This is a genomic window from Olleya sp. UBA1516 (assembly GCF_002323495.1).
Lineage (GTDB): Bacteria > Bacteroidota > Bacteroidia > Flavobacteriales > Flavobacteriaceae > Olleya.
Genome location: NZ_DCQO01000016.1, coordinates 35,330 through 54,250, shown reverse-complemented (window position 1 = coordinate 54,250; position 18,921 = coordinate 35,330). Strand labels below are relative to the sequence as shown.

The window sequence follows — 18,921 nt, the reverse complement described above, 5'->3', positions numbered from 1 at the left end:
ATTACGAGATTGGCCTATGGTGTAACTGGTAACACGTTGGTTTTTGGTACCAAAGAGTCTAGGTTCGAAACCTAGTGGGCCAACAAAAAAAAGCTTCCTTTTTTAGGAAGCTTTTTTATTTTAATACACTTTGCTTATATCTTAAAAGTAATGACTGGTCGTTTAGCATGATTGACTAAATCTTCGCTAATGCTACCGTTTAAAAAGTGAGCAATACCTTGTCGTCCATGTGTGCTAATTCCTATTAAATCGGCATCTATTATTCTAGAAAAATTTAATATACCTTTTTCAATTGTTTCGTCGTTATATATGTTTATCGTGTAATTATCAAAAGTTGAATTGGCTATAAAATCTCTCATTCTAACTTTGGAAGCTGCTGTTGTTGTAAAGTTACTTGGTGTATTAACATTAAGTAAGTGGATTTTCGCCTCAAAAAGGTTAGCTAGTTTTACCGCTTGTACATAAGTTTCTTTGTTGTCATTTTTAAAATCTGAAGCAAACACAAATTCTTTTATATCAAAATTGTCATGTTCGTTTTTAATTACCAGAACAGGTGTGTTGGAGGTTCTAACAACTTTTTCTGTGGTAGATCCAATAAAAAGTTCTTTAAGTCCTTCTGCACCATGAGACCCCATGATAATTAAATCGACATCATGATTTTTACAGGTTTCAAGAATACCCTTAGAAATTTCGTTAAAATCTACTGCTTCATGAACCGTTATGCCTTTTAAATAGTCTTTATCAAGTATTTTTTCAAATTCCTTATGTGCTAATTTCATAAAAAAAACAGCCTCAGGTAAATCAGCAGGAGTGCCACCATTAGTGCTTAATTGGTTTAAAGGAAGCTCTAGCATGTGTAATAATATTAATTCGCAATTATGTTTTTTTGCTAATTGAGCAGCAACTTTAACTGCATTTTCTGCTTCAGTAGAGAAGTCAGTTGGGACTAGTAGTTTTTTCATAATGTTGATTTAGATGGTTAATAAAGAACTTATTATAAAGTTAGTAATAAAAAATGACTTTTAAAAAGTTATGAAAATCAATAAAATTATGTATCTTTGCAGCGTTGCAAGAGAAAAACTGAAATTGAGGGGACTAAAAGTCCCCTCTTTTTATACTTAAAAATGTTTATAAATACAGTCAAAAGTTTACTAGAGGAAGCCTTAACGGAGCGCAAAGATTTATTTTTAATAGATTTTAGTGTTAATGGAGAGGATGCTATTAATATTATTATTGATGGAGATCAAGGTGTTAAAGTTGAAGATTGCATGTTTGTTAGTCGTGCTATCGAGCATAATATTGATAGAGAAGAACATGACTTTGCATTAGAGGTTATGTCGTCTGGTGCAGCTGCTCCTTTAACATTACCAAGACAATATCCAAAACATGTTGGACGAACTTTAGGTGTTAAAACAAGTACTGGAAATATTGAAGGTGTTTTAACCCAGGCTAATGAGGATGAAATTACTTTAGAATGGAAGGCTAGAGAGCCAAAACCAGTAGGTAAGGGTAAGGTTACAGTAAACAAAAAAGAAAATATTGCTTACAAAGATATTGTAGAAGCAAAAGTTATAATAAAATTTTAATTCAAATAGAGTTATGGAAAATATAGCGTTAATTGAATCTTTTTCAGAATTCAAAGACGATAAATTAATAGATCGTGTCACCTTAATGGCTATTTTGGAAGATGTATTTAGAAATGCATTGAAGAAAAAATTTGGAGATGACGATAATTTTGATATTATTATAAACCCAGATAAAGGAGATTTAGAGATTTGGAGAAATCGTGTTGTTGTTGCAGATGGTGAAGTTGAAGAACCTAATCAAGAAATCTCGTTAACAGCAGCTAGAAAAATCGAGCCAGATTTTGAAGTTGGAGAGGATGTGTCTGAAGAGGTTAAATTAATAGATTTAGGTCGTCGTGCAATTTTAGCATTGCGTCAAAATTTAATTTCTAAAATTCATGAACACGATAATACTAACGTATTTAAGCAGTTTCAGGAATTAGTTGGAGATTTATATACAGCAGAAGTACATCATATTCGTCACAGAGCTGTAATTTTGTTAGATGATGAAGGAAACGAAATCATATTACCAAAAGATAAGCAAATCCCTTCTGACTTTTTTAGAAAAGGAGATAATGTAAAAGGTGTTATTGATAGTGTTGAGCTTAAAGGTAATAAGCCAACAATTATAATGTCTAGAACATCACCAAAGTTCTTAGAAAAACTTTTTGAATCAGAAATACCAGAAGTATTTGATGGTTTAATTACAATTAAAAATGTAGTTCGTATTCCTGGAGAAAAAGCTAAAGTAGCGGTTGACTCTTACGACGATAGGATTGATCCTGTTGGAGCTTGTGTCGGAATGAAAGGATCACGTATACATGGTATTGTTCGTGAATTAGGTAATGAAAACATTGATGTAATCAATTACACTAACAACTTACAATTGTATATTACCAGAGCTTTAAGTCCTGCAAGAGTAACTTCAATCAAGATTGATGAAGAAAACAAACGTGCAGAAGCAATCTTAAAGCCAGAAGAAGTAAGTAAAGCAATTGGTAGAGGTGGACATAACATTAGGTTAGCTGGTCAATTAACAGGTTACGAAATTGACGTGTTAAGAGAGGGAGCTGAGGAAGATGTAGAGTTAAGAGAATTCTCTGATGAAATAGAGGATTGGATTATCAAAGAATTTAGTAAAGCAGGTCTAGATACAGCAAAAAGTATTTTAGAGCAAGATGTGGCAGATCTAGTCAAAAGAACTGACTTAGAAGAAGAAACAATTTTAGATGTTATTAGAATTCTTAAGGAAGAGTTCGAAGATTAACATATATTTGAAAAAAAGAAATTAGGTTAAAGGCAATTTATGGCTGAAACAATTAGATTAAATAAGGTATTACGTGAGCTTAACATCTCTCTTGATCGCGCTGTAGAATTTTTAGATTCTAAGGGTGTAGAGGTTGAGAAGCGTCCGACTACCAAAATTTCAGAGGAAACGTACAGTATTCTTTCAAATGAATTTCAAAAAGATGCTAGCAAAAAAATGGCGTCTCAAGAAGTTAACGAAGCGAAGAATAAAGAAAAAGAAGAGCTGCGTATCAAACGCGAAAAGGAGTTAGAAGAAAAGCAAAAAGCAGAAGAAGCTGTTAAGGCAGCTAAAGCTGCTCAGCTCAAAAAAGAGGAAGAAGTTATCAAAGCTTCTAAGGCACTTTCTGGACCTAAAACTGTTGGCAAAATAGATTTAGATTCGGGTAAAAAAGTAGCTAAAAAGGAAGAATTAGTTCCTGAGCCTAAAAAAGAGCCTGTTAAAGTTGAGAAAACTCCAGAAGCTAAAGAAACGCCTAAGGTTGAAACTAAAGTTGAAGCTAAGACAGAATCTAAACCAGATTCTAAAGTAGTAGCTAAGCCTGCTATTACGCCTAAAAAGGAAGTCGCTAAGCCACAGGAAGAAGAGAAACCTCAAGAGCCTGTTGAAGAGACTTTAAAAACTAAGTATACTAAACTTTCTGGTCCTAAAATTGCAGGAGAGAAAATTGATTTATCTCAGTTTAACAAGCCTAAAAAGAAAAAAGAAGATCCTAAAAAAGATGATAACGCAAATAAAAAGAAGCGTCGTCGTATATCTAAACCAGGAGATAATAGAACGTCTTCATCACCTTCAAGAGGTGGTAACGACAGATACAAAGGTAAAAAACCAGGTGGTCGTAAATCAGGAGGTCCTGTTGTAAAGGCGGAACCAAGTGAGGAAGAAGTACAAAGACAAGTACGTGAAACTTTAGAAAAATTACAAGGTAAATCTTCTAAAGGTAAAGGTGCTAAATATAGAAGAGAGAAAAGAGATCAACATAGAGAGCAATCAGAAATTGATCAACAAATAGAAGCTGCAGAAAGCAAAATACTTAAAGTTACAGAGTTTGTTACAGCAAACGAAATAGCTACGATGATGGATGTTCAAGTAACACAAATTATCTCAGCGTGTATGTCTTTAGGGATGATGGTAACAATGAATCAGCGTTTAGATGCTGAAACTATTGCGATCGTTGCAGAAGAGTTTGGATATAAAACAGAATTTGTTACTGCTGATATTGATGTTTCAATAGAAGATGTTGCAGATAAGCCAGAAGATTTAGAACCACGTGCACCAATCGTAACTGTTATGGGACACGTAGATCATGGTAAAACTTCTCTATTAGATTACATTCGTAAAGAAAATGTAATTGCAGGAGAGTCTGGAGGTATTACGCAGCATATTGGAGCTTACGGTGTACAATTAGATAATGGTCAAAAAATAGCATTCTTAGATACTCCAGGTCACGAAGCTTTTACAGCGATGCGTGCTCGTGGTGCTCAAGTTACAGATATTGCTATTATTGTAGCAGCAGCGGATGATGATATTATGCCTCAAACAAAAGAAGCAATATCTCATGCACAAGCAGCAGGTGTGCCAATTGTGTTTGCAATAAACAAGATTGATAAGCCACACGCTAATCCAGAAAAAATTAAAGAAGGCTTAGCACAAATGAATTTACTTGTAGAAGATTGGGGTGGAAAAATCCAGTCTCATGATATCTCTGCAAAAGTAGGTACAGGTGTTAAAGAATTATTAGAAAAAGTATTACTTGAAGCTGAATTATTAGAGCTTAAAGCTAATCCAAATAAACCAGCAGTAGGAACCGTAGTTGAAGCCTTTTTAGATAAAGGGAGAGGTTATGTGTCTACAGTGCTAGTGCAAGCGGGTACATTACGTGTGGGAGATTATGTTCTTGCAGGTAAAAATAGTGGTAAAGTTAAAGCGATGCAAGATGAGCGTGGTCATGATGTACAGGAAGCTGGACCATCAACACCAGTATCTGTATTAGGTTTAGACGGAGCACCTCAAGCAGGTGATAAGTTTAACGTATTTGCAGATGAGCGTGAAGCTAAGCAAATTGCAACTAAGCGTACGCAATTACAACGTGAACAAGATGTAAGAACAACTAAAACATTAACGTTAGCCGAAATTGGACGTCGTATTGCTTTAGGTACGTTTAAAGAGCTTAATATTATCCTTAAAGGAGATGTGGATGGTTCTGTTGAAGCATTAACTGACTCGTTCCAGAAGCTGTCTACAGAAGAAATTCAAGTAAACATTCTGCATAAAGGTGTAGGTGCTATTACTGAAAGTGATGTATTACTTGCAACAGCTTCAGATGCCATTATTATTGGATTTAATGTACGTCCTGTTGGAAATGCACGTACGATTGCAGATAGAGAAGAAGTTGATATTAGAACATATTCTATTATTTATGATGCCATAAATGATCTTAAAGACGCAATGGAAGGTATGTTATCTCCAGAAGTTAAAGAAGAGATTACAGGTACTGCTGAAATTAGAGAAATATTTAAAGTTTCTAAAGTTGGTACTATTGCAGGTTGTATGGTAATGAATGGTAAAATATTTAGAAACTCTCAAATACGTTTAATACGTGATGGAGTTGTAACTTACACAGGTGTTTTAGATTCGCTTAAGCGATTTAAAGATGATGCCAAAGAAGTCTCTAAAGGATACGATTGTGGTATGCAAATTAAGAACTACAATGACATTAACATTGGAGATGTTATTGAAGCTTTCCATGAAGTAGAAGTTAAGAAAAAACTTAAATAGATTTAAGTTTAGTTATAAAAAAAAGCGATTCATTTGAATCGCTTTTTTTATGTTTTAAAACTAACTAATTTTAGTCTTTTTCTTTTTTTGGTTTAAATATAAAGGCATCACCAAATTTCTTCTGTACATCTACTAAAGCTCTTTCTGCTTCTAGACGTGTTCTAAAACTACCTACCCATACTTTATAGTTAGGAGTCTCAAAAACAAGCTGAGAACTTATGTTTCCATTGCTATTTCCAAACTTAGATCTCATGCTTTCTGCACTACCTAAATTTCCTGAATATATCTGTATTTTATAGCGATCACTATTTTTGTCATCTTTATTCATTTCCTTTTTTATATCTAATAATTTAGAGATAGCAGGATCTTCATTAAGGACGACTGTTCCGCTTTGTGCCATACTAAATGCTGAAAAACATATTGTAATTAAGGAAGTTAAGCAAATGGCTTTAAATTGTGTTTTTTTCATTTTTAATAGTATTTAATGCAAATGTAAATGTATTAAACTAAAAAGTAACTCAATTTATTATTTAGAATTTATCTAAATTAGCAATTAAGACTTCTTTAAGATTTTAAAAATCGACTTTAAGTATTACTTTTGCGTAACGTTTTTCTAACTGTATTCAATATGCAGCAATGAAAAAATCATACCAAAGTTTAGAAGTAAATTCAATATATAATATGAAACAGGTGATTCACCGTAAGTTAAGTAGTAACTATCTTCGTTTAAGCTTAATTTTTTTACTAGCATTCTCAACCTCAATGTTCGCTCAAGAAGGCGACGCAGTTGCAGGTAAATCTTTATTTAACGCCAATTGTATAGCTTGTCATAAGTTAGACAAAAAAATGACAGGTCCTGCTTTACGTAAAGTAGAATCTCGTTTAGCTGATGCTGAAGGTTTAGATAGAGAATGGTTGTACAAATGGATAAAAAATAGTGCAGGACTTATTAAATCTGGAGATGCGTATGCAAACAAGATTTATAATGAGTACAATGGTGCTGCAATGAGTGCGTTTCCTACTCTTACTAATGCAGATATTGATAACATCTTAGCGTATACTGCTACAGAGCCAACTGCTGCTCCTGTGGCTGCAGGTGATCCTACTGCTTCTGGTTCTTCTAATGCGACTTCTGAAGGAGGTATTTCTAATAAGATAATTTTAGGAGCATTAGGTGTTTTATTCGCATTGTTAGCTGGTGCTTTATTTTTAGTTAACAAGACACTTCGTAATTTTGCTGAAGCAAAAGGTGTTGAGTTATCTGAGACTACAAAGCGTACATCAATTTGGAAAGCATTTGTTCAAAATCAATTTTTAGTTTTAGTCTCAGTAGTAGTATTATTGTTAGCTAGTGCTTATTTTGTTTACGGTTTCTTTATGCAAGTTGGAGTTAATCAAGGGTATGAACCAATTCAGCCTATACATTATTCACATAGGATTCACGCAGGTGAAAATGGTATTGATTGTAAATACTGTCACTCTTCTGCTAGAGTTAGTAAGCATTCAGGTATACCTTCATTAAATGTTTGTATGAATTGTCATAAATCTATTTATGAAGTTGCTGCCGAAACGCAAGCTGAAGGATTGTCAGAATATGGAGTAGATTACAATGCTGAAATCAAAAAACTTTATAATGCAGTTGGTTGGGATGATGCAGAACAAAAGTACACAGGAAAAACAGCTCCAGTAAAATGGATTCAAATTCATAAATTACCAGACTTCGCTTATTTTAATCACTCGCAACACGTAGTGGTTGGAGGTGTTGAATGTCAAACATGTCATGGACCTGTTGAAGAAATGGAAATTATGTATCAACATGCACCTTTAACAATGGGATGGTGTATTAACTGTCACAGAGAAACAGATGTGAAAGTTAAAGACAATGCATATTACACTAAAATCCATGAGCAACTTTACAAAAAGTATGGTAAGGATAACTTTACTGCAGCTCAAATGGGAGGTTTAGAATGTGGTAAATGTCATTACTAAAAACAAGATTTTTCTTTTCCTTTAAAATGGAAAACCTTAAAATAATTAATAAAGAAATAAATTCAATTATATAATATGTCATCAAACAAGAAATACTGGAAAAGTGTTGAGGAGCTAAAAGATAGCTCTATTGTTGAGACGCTAAAACAAAACGAATTTGTTCAAGAAATTCCTACTGATGAGTTCTTAGGTGATAAGGGAACGTTAGAGGCTTCTTCAACAACACGTCGTGATTTCTTAAAGTATGTTGGTTTTAGTACAGCTGCTGCTTCTTTAGCAGCCTGTGAAGGACCAGTAGTTAAGTCTATACCTTATGTAGTACAACCAGACAGAATTGTGCCTGGTGTTGCCAATTACTATGCAACAACTATAGCTAATGGTTTTGATTTTGCAAGTGTTTTAGTTAAGACTCGAGAAGGTCGTCCAATTAAGATTGAAAACAACACTTTAGCTGCTACTAATGGTAGTGCAAATGCTAGAGTTAATGCTTCGGTTTTAGATTTATATGATAGTACTAGAGTACAAGGACCTAAAAAAGGTGGTGACTCTATTTCTTGGTCAGATTTCGATTCTGAAACTACATCAGCATTAAATAACGTTAAGAATTCTGGTAAGCAAATTGTTTTGTTAACTCAAACTTATGCTAGTCCTTCCACTTCTAAATTAGTTGCAGAGTTTACTGAAAAATATGGCAACGTTAATCATGTCGTTTATGATGCTATTTCAGAGTCAGCAGCTTTAGATGCTTACCAAGCAATGTATGGTGAGCGTGGTTTAGCTAATTATGACTTCTCTAAAGCAATGACTATCGTTTCAGTAGGAGCAGATTTTCTAGGCGATTGGCAAGGTGGTGGTTTTGACTCTGCTTATGCTAAAGGACGTATTCCTGTTGATGGTAAAATGTCACGTCACATTCAGTTTGAGGCTAATATGTCTTTAGCAGGAGCTAATGCTGACAAACGTGTGCCTGTAACACCTTCTCAGCAAAAACTTGCTTTAGCGCAATTACATAGTTTAATTGTTGGAGGTTCTGTTAATGCTAATGATTTACCTGCTAAAATTAAGGAGGCAGTTCAAAAAGCAGCTTCTGAGTTAATTAAAGCTGGTAGCAATGGTGTATTAGTTACAGGTATTCAAGATGTGAATGCTCAAACTGTTGCTTTAGAAATTAATAAAAAACTAGGTAGTAAGGCTTTTGATCCTAAAACACCTATTAAAACACGACAAGGAAATAATAAATCAGTGCAAACTTTAATATCTGACATGAAAGCAGGTAAGGTTGGTGCTATTATTATGAGTGGTGTTAACCCAATGTATACTTTAGCTAACGCTTCTGAATTTGCTGAGGGAATTAAAAATACAAGTTTATCTGTTGCTTTCACTTCTAAAGAAGATGAATCTGCTTCAGTTGCACAATATATAGCAGCAACACCTCATTATTTAGAATCTTGGGGTGATGTTGAATTAAAGAAAGGTCATTTTGCACTTATGCAACCTACAATCAGACCTTTATTTGATACAAGACAGTTTCAAGATGTTTTATTAAAATGGAACGACAATAGTAGTGCATTAAATGATTATATTAAAGCAACTTGGAAAGAGACTATTCTTAATGGTAGTTCTTATAACCAAGCTTTACATGATGGGTCATTTGTTAGTTCAATGCCAGTTGTTGAAGAAGTAACGGAAGAGATTGCTCAGGATGAATTACCTGCTAGCAATGCAGCAAGAGCATTAGCTTCAAGTGTAAAAACTAGTGGTACAGAATTAACATTATATTCTAAAGTTGGAATGGGTGATGGTCAACAGGCCAACAACCCTTGGTTACAAGAGTTTCCTGATCCAATTACTAGAACATCATGGGATAACTATTTAACGGTTTCTAAATCTGATGCTCAAGCTTGGAATATTATCAATGAAAATGATTCTACAGGAGCTTTAAATGGTAGCTACGTTAATCTTAAGTTAGGTAATACTACTTTATCTAATGTTCCAGTAATCATTCAACCAGGTCAAGCTAAGGGGTCTGTTGGTTTAGCATTTGGATATGGTAGAACTGCTGGTCTTAAAGATGAAATGAAAACAGGTGTAAATGCTTTTACACTTTATAAAGATTTTAATACAGTACAAAGCGTATCTATTGAGCCTGCAACTGGAATGCATGAATTTGCATGTGTACAGTTACAAAACACATTGATGGGTCGTGGTGATATCATTAAAGAAACTACTTTAGAGATTTTTAATACTAAAGATAAGCACTATTGGAATGAAGTTCCTATGGTATCTTTAAATCACCAAGAAACTCCGGTTACATCTCCTGAGGTTGATTTATGGGATGAATTTGACCGCTCAATTGGACATCATTTTAATTTATCAATTGACTTAAATGCTTGTACAGGTTGTGGAGCATGTGTTATTGCATGTCATGCTGAAAACAACGTACCAGTAGTTGGTAAAGAAGAAATTAGACGTAGTCGTGATATGCACTGGTTACGTATAGATAGATATTATTCATCTGAAGATACATTTGCTGAAGATGATGCTAAAAAAGAAGGTTTCTCTGGTTTATTTGGAGATAATGGTTCTTTAGGAGGTTTTGGAGAATTAGAAGATCCTGCAGATAATCCACAAGTAGCATTCCAACCAGTAATGTGTCAACATTGTAATCATGCTCCATGTGAGACTGTATGTCCTGTTGCTGCTACAGCACACGGTAGACAAGGTCAAAACCATATGGCATACAATAGATGTGTGGGTACAAGATATTGTGCAAACAACTGTCCGTATAAAGTAAGACGTTTTAACTGGTTCTTATACAACGGAAATGACGAGTTTGATTACCACATGAATAATGACTTAGGTCGTATGGTAATTAATCCTGATGTTACTGTTCGTTCTCGTGGTGTAATGGAAAAATGTTCTATGTGTATTCAAAAAACACAAAAGACTATTCTTGACGCTAAGCGCGATGGACGTGAGATTAAAGACGGAGAATTCCAAACAGCTTGTTCAGCTGCATGTAGTAGTGGAGCAATGATATTTGGAGATATTAACGATAAGGAAAGTAAAGTTGCAAAACTTTTAAAAGACGATCGTATGTATCACTTATTAGAAAGTGTTGGTACTAAACCTAATGTTCAGTATCATACTAAAGTGAGAAACACGAAAGAAGCATAAAAAGATTAATTAATAAACAATTATAAAGGATTATGGCGTCTCATTACGAAGCACCTATTAGAAGACCTTTGGTTACAGGTGAGAAATCTTACCACGATGTAACTGTAGATATCGCAGCACCTGTAGAAGGTAAGGCTAACAAACAGTGGTGGATTGTATTCTCTATCGCACTTGTAGCTTTTCTTTGGGGAATAGGTTGTATTATATACACCGTTTCTACTGGAATCGGAACTTGGGGTCTAAACAGAACAGTAAACTGGGCTTGGGATATTACTAACTTCGTTTGGTGGGTTGGTATTGGTCACGCAGGAACATTAATTTCTGCAGTACTTTTATTATTCCGTCAAAAATGGAGAATGGCAATTAACCGTTCTGCAGAAGCAATGACAATTTTCTCGGTAGTTCAAGCTGGTTTATTTCCAATCATCCACATGGGTCGTCCATGGTTAGCGTATTGGGTATTACCTATTCCTAATCAATTTGGGTCGTTATGGGTAAACTTTAACTCACCATTACTTTGGGATGTATTTGCGATTTCAACGTATTTATCGGTTTCATTAGTTTTCTGGTGGACTGGATTATTACCTGATTTTGCAATGTTACGTGATAGAGCTATCAAACCTTTCCAAAAGAAAATTTATAGTTTATTAAGTTTTGGTTGGACAGGTCGTGCTAAAGATTGGCAACGTTTTGAAGAGGTTTCTCTTGTACTTGCTGGTTTAGCAACTCCTTTAGTACTTTCAGTACACACTATTGTATCTTTTGACTTTGCAACATCTGTTATACCTGGTTGGCATACAACAATCTTTCCTCCGTACTTTGTGGCAGGTGCGATTTTCTCAGGATTTGCTATGGTAAACACGTTACTTATCATCATGAGAAAGGTATGTAACTTAGAAGACTACATTACAGTGCAACATATAGAGTTAATGAATATTGTAATCATGCTTACAGGATCTATCGTTGGTGTGGCTTACATAACTGAGTTGTTTGTTGCTTGGTATTCTGGTGTAGAATATGAACAATACGCATTCTTGAACAGAGCAACTGGTCCTTATGCTTGGGCATATTGGATGATGATGAGTTGTAACGTATTTTCACCACAGTTTATGTGGTTTAAAAAACTACGTACAAGTATCATGTTCTCTTTCTTTATCTCGATTGTAGTAAACATAGGAATGTGGTTTGAACGTTTTGTAATTATCGTGACATCTTTACACAGGGATTATTTACCTTCTTCTTGGACGATGTTCTCACCAACATTTGTCGATATTGGAATTTTTATTGGAACAATTGGTTTCTTCTTCGTACTTTTCTTATTGTATTCTAGAACATTCCCAGTAATAGCTCAAGCAGAGGTTAAAACTATTTTGAAATCTTCTGGGCAACGTTACAAAAACATCAGAGAAAGAGGAGATAGCTTAGTAGGTACTGGATCAGATGCCAGAACTTCTGAGGTTAATAATAACGAATCAAAAAACTTAAAGTAGCATATGGAAGCTTCAAAAGTAATTCACGCTATTTATAACGATGACGATGTGTTAATGAATGCAGTTAAAAAAGTTAAAGCTGCAAAACATCAAATCGAAGAAATATATACACCTTTTCCGGTCCATGGACTTGATAAGGCGATGGGATTAGCTCCAACACGTTTAGCTATATGTGCATTTTTGTACGGTTGTGTTGGTTTAACAGTAGCAGTTTTAATGATGAATTTCATTATGATTGAAGATTGGCCTCAAGATATTGGTGGAAAGCCTAGTTTTAGTTACCTAGAAAACATGCCAGCTTTTGTACCAATTATGTTTGAGCTTACAGTGTTTTTTGCAGCCCATTTAATGGTTATAACGTTTTATTTAAGAAGTAAAATGTGGCCTTTTAAAAAAGCTGAAAATCCAGATCCTAGAACAACTGATGACCATTTCTTAATGGAACTTCCAATTCATAACAATGAAGTTGAATTGCAAAGTTTATTATCACAAACAGGAGCAGTTGAAATTAACGTAGTAGATAAAGCACATTAATTAGATAGAATGAAACATTTAATTAAAATATCAATAATAGCCTTAATTGCAATCTCGTTTACTTCTTGTAATAAGAGTTCTCGTCCAAATTATCAATACATGCCAAACATGTATGAGTCTGTGGCGTACGATGCTTACCAAGAATCAGATGCTTTTGCAAACGGAGTTGAAGCCCAATTACCTGTAGATGGTACTATACCTAGAGGTTATACACCTTTTGAGTATACAAATGACATTGCTGGTTATGATTTAGCTAAAGCTGAACTTAAATCGCCTTTAGATTCTACTCAATTTGATGAGCCAAGAGCTAAAGAATTATACAACATTTATTGTGGTATATGTCATGGTAACAAAGGGGACGGTAAAGGTAATTTGGTTAAAAGAGAGAAAATTCTTGGAGTACCAAGTTATGACGATGTAGGTAGAGCTATTAATACAGGTAGTATTTATCATGTTATGTATTATGGTAAAAACTCAATGGGATCTTACGCTAACTTTTTAAGCGAGGAAGAACGTTGGCAAGTTGTTGCCTATGTTGAGAAATTAAAGGCAGACTTAGAAAAATAAGATTTAGATAAAGTTTATATATAGATATGTACACACTTTCAAATAGACTAAAATTAGTTTCACTAATCCTAATCATTGTAGGAGCTGGATTATGGGGAACAGGTTATTATTCGTCTCATCACGTTACTTTAGATAACGTTAAAACGATGTTAGCAGAAGAAGCAAGTCATGGTGCCCATGGTGATAGCCATGCAACTAGTACTGATACTCATGAAGTTGAGTCTCATGTTATGACAGATTCTCATGGTGAAGAGACTTCACATGCTGAGGCAGACGCACATCACGGAGATGAGCATGCAGAACATGTAATGCATCAAATTCATAATAGACCTTATTCAGCGCTTTATGTTGCTGCATTTTTCTTTATGATGATTGCTTTAGGTGCTCTAGCATTTTATGCTATTCAGTTTGCTGCACAAGCAGGTTGGTCTCCTTTATTATTTAGAGTAATGGAAGGTATTACTTATTACGTATTACCTGGAGCATTAATTGTAGTTGCTATAGCTGTTTGGGCTGGTGATCATATATTTATATGGATGGATCCCGAAATGGTAAATCCAGAGAGTGATAAGTTTGATAAATTAGTAGCTGGTAAGTCAGCTTGGTTAAATACAACTGGTTTTGTTATTAGAGCTTTAGTTTTTATTGGTGGATGGTCTCTATATAGATTTTTTGCTCGTAAATTTTCATTAGCGCAAGATGAGGCTCCTGAAGGTGATAGAAGTAATTTTAAAAAATCATTTCGTATTGCTGCAGCATTTTTAGTATTCTTTATTTATACTGAGTCGATGATGTCATGGGATTGGATTATGAGTGTAGACCCTCACTGGTTCTCAACATTATTTGGATGGTATGTATTCGCAGGAATGATGGTTTGTGCTGTTACAGTAATGGCAATGATTACTATCTACTTAAAATCTAAAGGATTATTACAACAAGTTAATGATAGTCATATTCACGATTTAGCTAAGTTTATGTTTGGATTTAGTATTTTCTGGACATACTTATGGTTTTCTCAATTTATGTTAATATGGTACTCAAACATTCCAGAAGAAGTAACTTATTTTGTAACTAGAATTGAAGATTATAACCTTCCTTTCTTTGGAATGATAGCTATGAATTTCTTATTCCCTCTTTTACTATTAATGAACAGTGACTATAAGCGTATTCCTTGGTTTGTAATTATGGCTGGAGTTGTGATTTTAGCAGGACACTATATTGATATATTCAACATGATTATGCCAGCTACGGTTGGAGATAGATGGTTTATTGGTATGCCTGAAATAGGAGCAATTTTATTGTTCGCTGGTTTATTTATGTTTATTGTGTTTTATGCAATATCTAAACAACCTCTAATCGCTAAAGGAAATCCGTTCATCAAAGAGAGTGAACATTTCCATTATTAATAAAAAATAAAATAAAGAAGAACGATAACAATGACGACTTTCTTATCAATTTTAGTTTTAGTATTTATTTTCGTTGCAATCTGGCAAATGGTTAAAATCTTTGATTTGACACAAGCAGGTAAGACAAACGATAATAATCAAGTAGCAAATGATAACGATAACCGTATAAACGGTTACTTAATGATAGGTTTTTTAATCTTCATTTATGTTATTACAATAGTATGTTTTGTTAAATGGGGAGACTTACCATTAATGTCTAATTCTGCCTCAGAGCATGGACCTGGTATTGATAGTTTAATGATCATTTCTATGATTGTAATCTTCTTTGTACAAACAATTACTCAGTTTTTGCTTCATTATTTCGCTTTTAAATACAGAGGTGAAAAAGGTAAAAAAGCTTTGTTTTATGCTGACAATAATAAATTAGAGGCTATATGGACTATTATACCTGTAATTGTATTGGCAGGTTTAATTATTCAAGGATTATTTACCTGGACAAGTATCATGAATATTGATGAAGAATCAGATCCTATGATTGTTGAGTTATACGCGCAACAGTTTAATTGGAAAGCTAGATATTCTGGTCCTGATAATGCTTTAGGTAAAGCTAATGTTAGATTAATTGATATCAATAGAGCTAATGAATTAGGTGTGGATGAGTCTGACCCTAATGCTCAAGATGATGTAATCGTTAAAGAGTTACATTTAGTAGTAGGAAAACCTGTTTTATTTAAAATGCGTTCTCAAGATGTATTACACTCTGCTTACATGCCTCACTTTAGAGCTCAGATGAACTGTGTTCCTGGTATGATTACTCAGTTTGGTTTTACTCCTTCTAAAACTACTGCTGAAATGCGTGAAACGCAAGAAATTCAAGATAAGGTAGCTAATATCAACAAAATCAGAACAGAGAAGAGCCAATCTTTAATTGCTGAGGGTAAAGAAGGTTTAGAGCCTTATGAGTTTGATTATTTACTATTATGTAACAAGATTTGTGGAACGTCTCACTATAACATGCAAATGAAAATTATAGTGGAAACACAAGAGGAGTATGATGAGTGGATGAAAGAGCAAAAGCTTTTTGTAGATTCATTAGTAAAAAATTAAATAACAAGAAATTAAATTTAAAGATTTTAGATTATGTCAGCACACGTAGAAGAACATGGACATGACGATCATGGTCATCATCATAAAGAAACATTCATAACTAAGTATATATTTAGTCAAGATCATAAAATGATTGCCAAGCAGTATCTTATTACTGGACTTATCATGGGAATCATAGCAGTAGTAATGTCAATCATGATGCGTATGCAAATTGCTTGGCCTGAAGAATCAAATCCATTATTTAAAGCTTTATTAGGTAAATGGGCTCCAGATGGTGTAATGAGTGCAGATATTTATCTTGCATTAGTAACTATCCATGGTACTATAATGGTTTTCTTTGTACTTACAGCAGGTCTTAGTGGTACTTTTAGTAATTTACTTATTCCATTGCAAATTGGAGCAAGAGATATGGCATCAGGTTTTTTAAACATGGTTTCATATTGGTTATTCTTTACTTCAAGTGTTATTATGGTATGTTCTTTCTTTGTTGAAGCTGGACCAGCTGCAGCAGGATGGACAATTTACCCACCTTTAAGTGCATTGCCTATGGCTCAAGGTGGTTCTGGATTAGGTATGACAATGTGGTTAGTTTCTATGGCTATATTTATCGCTTCTTCTTTATTAGGATCTTTAAATTATGTAGTTACAGTTATTAATTTACGTACTAAGGGTATGTCTATGACAAGATTACCTTTAACAATTTGGGCGTTTTTTGTAACAGCAATCATTGGAGTTATTTCATTCCCAGTATTACTATCTGCAGCATTATTATTAATAATGGATAGAAGTTTTGGTACATCATTTTTCTTATCAGATATATTTATTCAAGGTGAAGTATTACATTATCAAGGTGGTTCTCCTGTTTTATTTGAGCACTTATTTTGGTTCTTAGGTCACCCAGAAGTATATATTGTATTATTACCAGCATTAGGTATTACTTCAGAGATTATTGCAACCAACTCACGTAAGCCTATTTTTGGTTATCGTGCAATGGTAGCTTCAATTTTAGCAATTGCATTTTTATCTACAATTGTTTGGGGTCACCATATGTTTATTTCAGGAATGAATCCATTTTTAGGATCTGTATTTACATTTACAACGCTTTTAATTGCTATACCATCAGCGGTAAAAGCATTTAATTACATAACCACTTTATGGAAAGGTAATCTACAAATGAATCCAGCAATGTTGTTTTCTATTGGATTAGTTTCTACTTTCATAACAGGTGGATTAACTGGAATTATCTTAGGAGATAGTGCATTAGATATTAACGTACATGATACTTACTTTGTAGTAGCTCACTTCCATTTAGTGATGGGTATTTCTGCACTTTACGGTTTCTTTGCAGGTGTTTATCATTGGTTCCCTAAAATGTTTGGACGCATGCTAAACAAAAATTTAGGATATGTACACTTTTGGATAACTGCGGTATGTGCTTACGGAGTATTTTTTCCAATGCATTTTATAGGTATGGCTGGATTACCACGACGTTACTATACAAACACTAACTTTCCTTTATTTGATGATTTAGCTAGTGTAAACGTTGTTATTACTTTATTTGCTATTATTGGTAGTATTTTCCAAATCGTATTTATATACAATTTCTTTTCAAGTATATTTTACGGTAAGAAAGCTGTTCAAAATCCATGGAGATCTAATACTCTAGAATGGACTACACCTGTAGAACATGTACATGGTAACTGGCCAGGTGCTATACCAGAGGTTCACAGATGGGCTTATGACTATAGCAAACCAGGACATGATGATGATTTTGTTCCACAAATTGTTCCTTTAAAAGAAGGAGAAGAAGAATTACAACACTAGATTTTAAATCTAATATCATATTGAAAAGCCTTTCTGTAAAAACAGAAAGGCTTTTTCTTTATATTTGCTTATATTATTTCTTAGCTTTATTTAAGCTATATAATTTATAAGTTTACCGCTTTTGCGGAACATGAACATGAACGATAACCTTGACCCAACTAGCGATAATTTTACTCCAGAAGAGTTTGATGTCGAAAAACAATTAAGACCTCTATCTTTTGAAGATTTTACAGGTCAAGATCAGGTATTAGAAAATCTTCAAATCTTTGTTCAAGCAGCAGTAGGTCGTAATGAAGCACTAGATCACACCTTATTTCATGGTCCTCCAGGACTTGGTAAAACTACTTTAGCAAACATATTAGCAAATGAGTTAGGTGTTGGTATTAAAGTTACCTCAGGTCCCGTATTGGATAAGCCAGGAGACTTAGCAGGTTTATTAACCAATCTAGATGAAAGAGATGTTCTTTTTATAGACGAAATTCATCGTTTAAGTCCTATTGTAGAAGAATATTTATATTCTGCAATGGAAGACTATAAGATTGATATTATGATTGAGTCTGGCCCAAATGCTAGAACGGTTCAAATTAACTTAAACCCATTTACACTTGTTGGTGCGACAACCAGATCAGGGTTATTGACAGCTCCTATGAGAGCAAGGTTTGGTATACAAAGCAGATTACAATATTATAATACAGAATTACTAACAACTATCATACAACGTAGTTCAGATATATTAAATGTTCCAATATCAATGGAAGCAGCAATCGAGATAGCAGGTCGTAGTCGTGGTACACCTAGAATTGCTAATGCACTCCTGCGTAGAGTCCGAGATTTTGCACAAATAAAAGGTAATGGAAGTATCGATATTAAAATTGCAAAGTATAGCTTAGAAGCACTTAATGTTGATGCATATGGTTTGGATGAGATGGATAATAAAATTCTATCTACTATAATAGAAAAATTTAAGGGAGGACCTGTTGGTATTAGTACTATTGCTACTGCAGTTAGTGAGAGTACTGAGACTATTGAGGAGGTTTACGAACCTTTTTTAATACAACAAGGTTTTATAATGCGTACACCAAGAGGTCGTGAGGTAACAGAGTTGGCTTATAAACATTTAGGAAAAATTAAAGGTCCAATTCAAGGAGGTTTGTTTTAATAAACTTTAATGTAAAACA

14 protein-coding genes and 1 tRNA gene are annotated in these 18,921 nt (G+C 34.0%); 13 read left to right on the top strand and 2 right to left on the bottom strand.

Annotation, left to right across the window (positions count from 1 at the left end; genetic code table 11):
- The first annotated feature begins 10 nt into the window (after window positions 1-10).
- Window positions 11-83 (top strand) — tRNA-Gln (locus B2989_RS09320).
- 51 nt (window positions 84-134) lie between these two features.
- Here the strand turns inward: B2989_RS09320 and B2989_RS09315 are convergent.
- Window positions 135-962 (bottom strand): universal stress protein, encoded by an 828-nt coding sequence (locus tag B2989_RS09315; protein ID WP_292947703.1) that lies wholly within the window; start codon window positions 960-962, stop codon window positions 135-137.
- A gap of 162 nt (window positions 963-1,124) precedes the next feature.
- On the opposite strand from B2989_RS09315, the gene rimP reads away from it, so the two are divergent.
- Genes rimP through infB form a run of 3 tightly spaced genes read left to right on the top strand, consistent with a single transcriptional unit; the run spans window position 1,125 to window position 5,649 of the window.
- The gene (rimP, locus tag B2989_RS09310) at window positions 1,125-1,586 is read left to right on the top strand and encodes a ribosome assembly cofactor RimP (RefSeq protein WP_292947700.1); all 462 of its coding nucleotides are present in this window, start codon (window positions 1,125-1,127) and stop codon (window positions 1,584-1,586) included.
- A 13-nt stretch (window positions 1,587-1,599) separates the two neighbouring features.
- Complete coding sequence (gene nusA, locus B2989_RS09305) at window positions 1,600-2,832, top strand: transcription termination factor NusA (RefSeq protein WP_145003674.1); 1,233 nt, start codon at window positions 1,600-1,602, stop codon at window positions 2,830-2,832.
- Window positions 2,833-2,871: 39 nt separating this feature from the next.
- Window positions 2,872-5,649 (top strand): translation initiation factor IF-2, encoded by a 2,778-nt coding sequence (infB, locus tag B2989_RS09300; protein WP_292947695.1) that lies wholly within the window; start codon window positions 2,872-2,874, stop codon window positions 5,647-5,649.
- Window positions 5,650-5,719: 70 nt separating this feature from the next.
- On the opposite strand, the gene B2989_RS09295 is transcribed toward infB, so the two are convergent.
- Window positions 5,720-6,118, bottom strand: coding sequence for an SPOR domain-containing protein (locus B2989_RS09295; protein ID WP_292947692.1), 399 nt, complete (start codon window positions 6,116-6,118; stop codon window positions 5,720-5,722).
- Between the two features lie 212 nt (window positions 6,119-6,330).
- Here B2989_RS09295 and B2989_RS09290 point away from each other — a divergent pair, with 212 nt between their 5' ends.
- The 9 genes from B2989_RS09290 (at window position 6,331) to ruvB (ending at window position 18,902) form a co-directional block, all read left to right on the top strand.
- A complete protein-coding gene (locus tag B2989_RS09290; RefSeq protein WP_292948098.1) occupies window positions 6,331-7,638 on the top strand; it encodes a c-type cytochrome in 1,308 nt (435 codons plus the stop codon).
- 75 nt (window positions 7,639-7,713) lie between these two features.
- A complete protein-coding gene (locus tag B2989_RS09285) occupies window positions 7,714-10,815 on the top strand; it encodes a TAT-variant-translocated molybdopterin oxidoreductase (RefSeq protein ID WP_292947689.1) in 3,102 nt (1,033 codons plus the stop codon).
- A gap of 32 nt (window positions 10,816-10,847) precedes the next feature.
- Complete coding sequence (gene nrfD, locus B2989_RS09280) at window positions 10,848-12,305, top strand: NrfD/PsrC family molybdoenzyme membrane anchor subunit (RefSeq protein WP_145003661.1); 1,458 nt, start codon at window positions 10,848-10,850, stop codon at window positions 12,303-12,305.
- 3 nt (window positions 12,306-12,308) lie between these two features.
- The gene (locus B2989_RS09275; RefSeq protein WP_145003658.1) at window positions 12,309-12,839 is read left to right on the top strand and encodes a DUF3341 domain-containing protein; all 531 of its coding nucleotides are present in this window, start codon (window positions 12,309-12,311) and stop codon (window positions 12,837-12,839) included.
- Between the two features lie 9 nt (window positions 12,840-12,848).
- Window positions 12,849-13,406: a c-type cytochrome gene (locus B2989_RS09270; protein WP_186439213.1), complete on the top strand. Its 558-nt coding sequence runs from the start codon at window positions 12,849-12,851 to the stop codon at window positions 13,404-13,406.
- A 26-nt stretch (window positions 13,407-13,432) separates the two neighbouring features.
- Window positions 13,433-14,812 (top strand): quinol:cytochrome C oxidoreductase, encoded by a 1,380-nt coding sequence (locus B2989_RS09265; protein WP_292947681.1) that lies wholly within the window; start codon window positions 13,433-13,435, stop codon window positions 14,810-14,812.
- 30 nt (window positions 14,813-14,842) lie between these two features.
- Complete coding sequence (locus B2989_RS09260; protein ID WP_145003652.1) at window positions 14,843-15,919, top strand: cytochrome c oxidase subunit II; 1,077 nt, start codon at window positions 14,843-14,845, stop codon at window positions 15,917-15,919.
- Window positions 15,920-15,952: 33 nt separating this feature from the next.
- Entirely contained in the window at window positions 15,953-17,743 is a 1,791-nt protein-coding gene (locus tag B2989_RS09255) for a cytochrome c oxidase subunit I (RefSeq protein ID WP_292947676.1), read from the top strand.
- A 136-nt stretch (window positions 17,744-17,879) separates the two neighbouring features.
- Window positions 17,880-18,902 carry a Holliday junction branch migration DNA helicase RuvB gene (ruvB, locus tag B2989_RS09250; RefSeq protein WP_292947673.1) on the top strand — a complete coding sequence of 341 codons (1,023 nt, stop codon included), beginning with the start codon at window positions 17,880-17,882 and terminating at the stop codon, window positions 18,900-18,902.
- Window positions 18,903-18,921 lie beyond the last annotated feature (19 nt).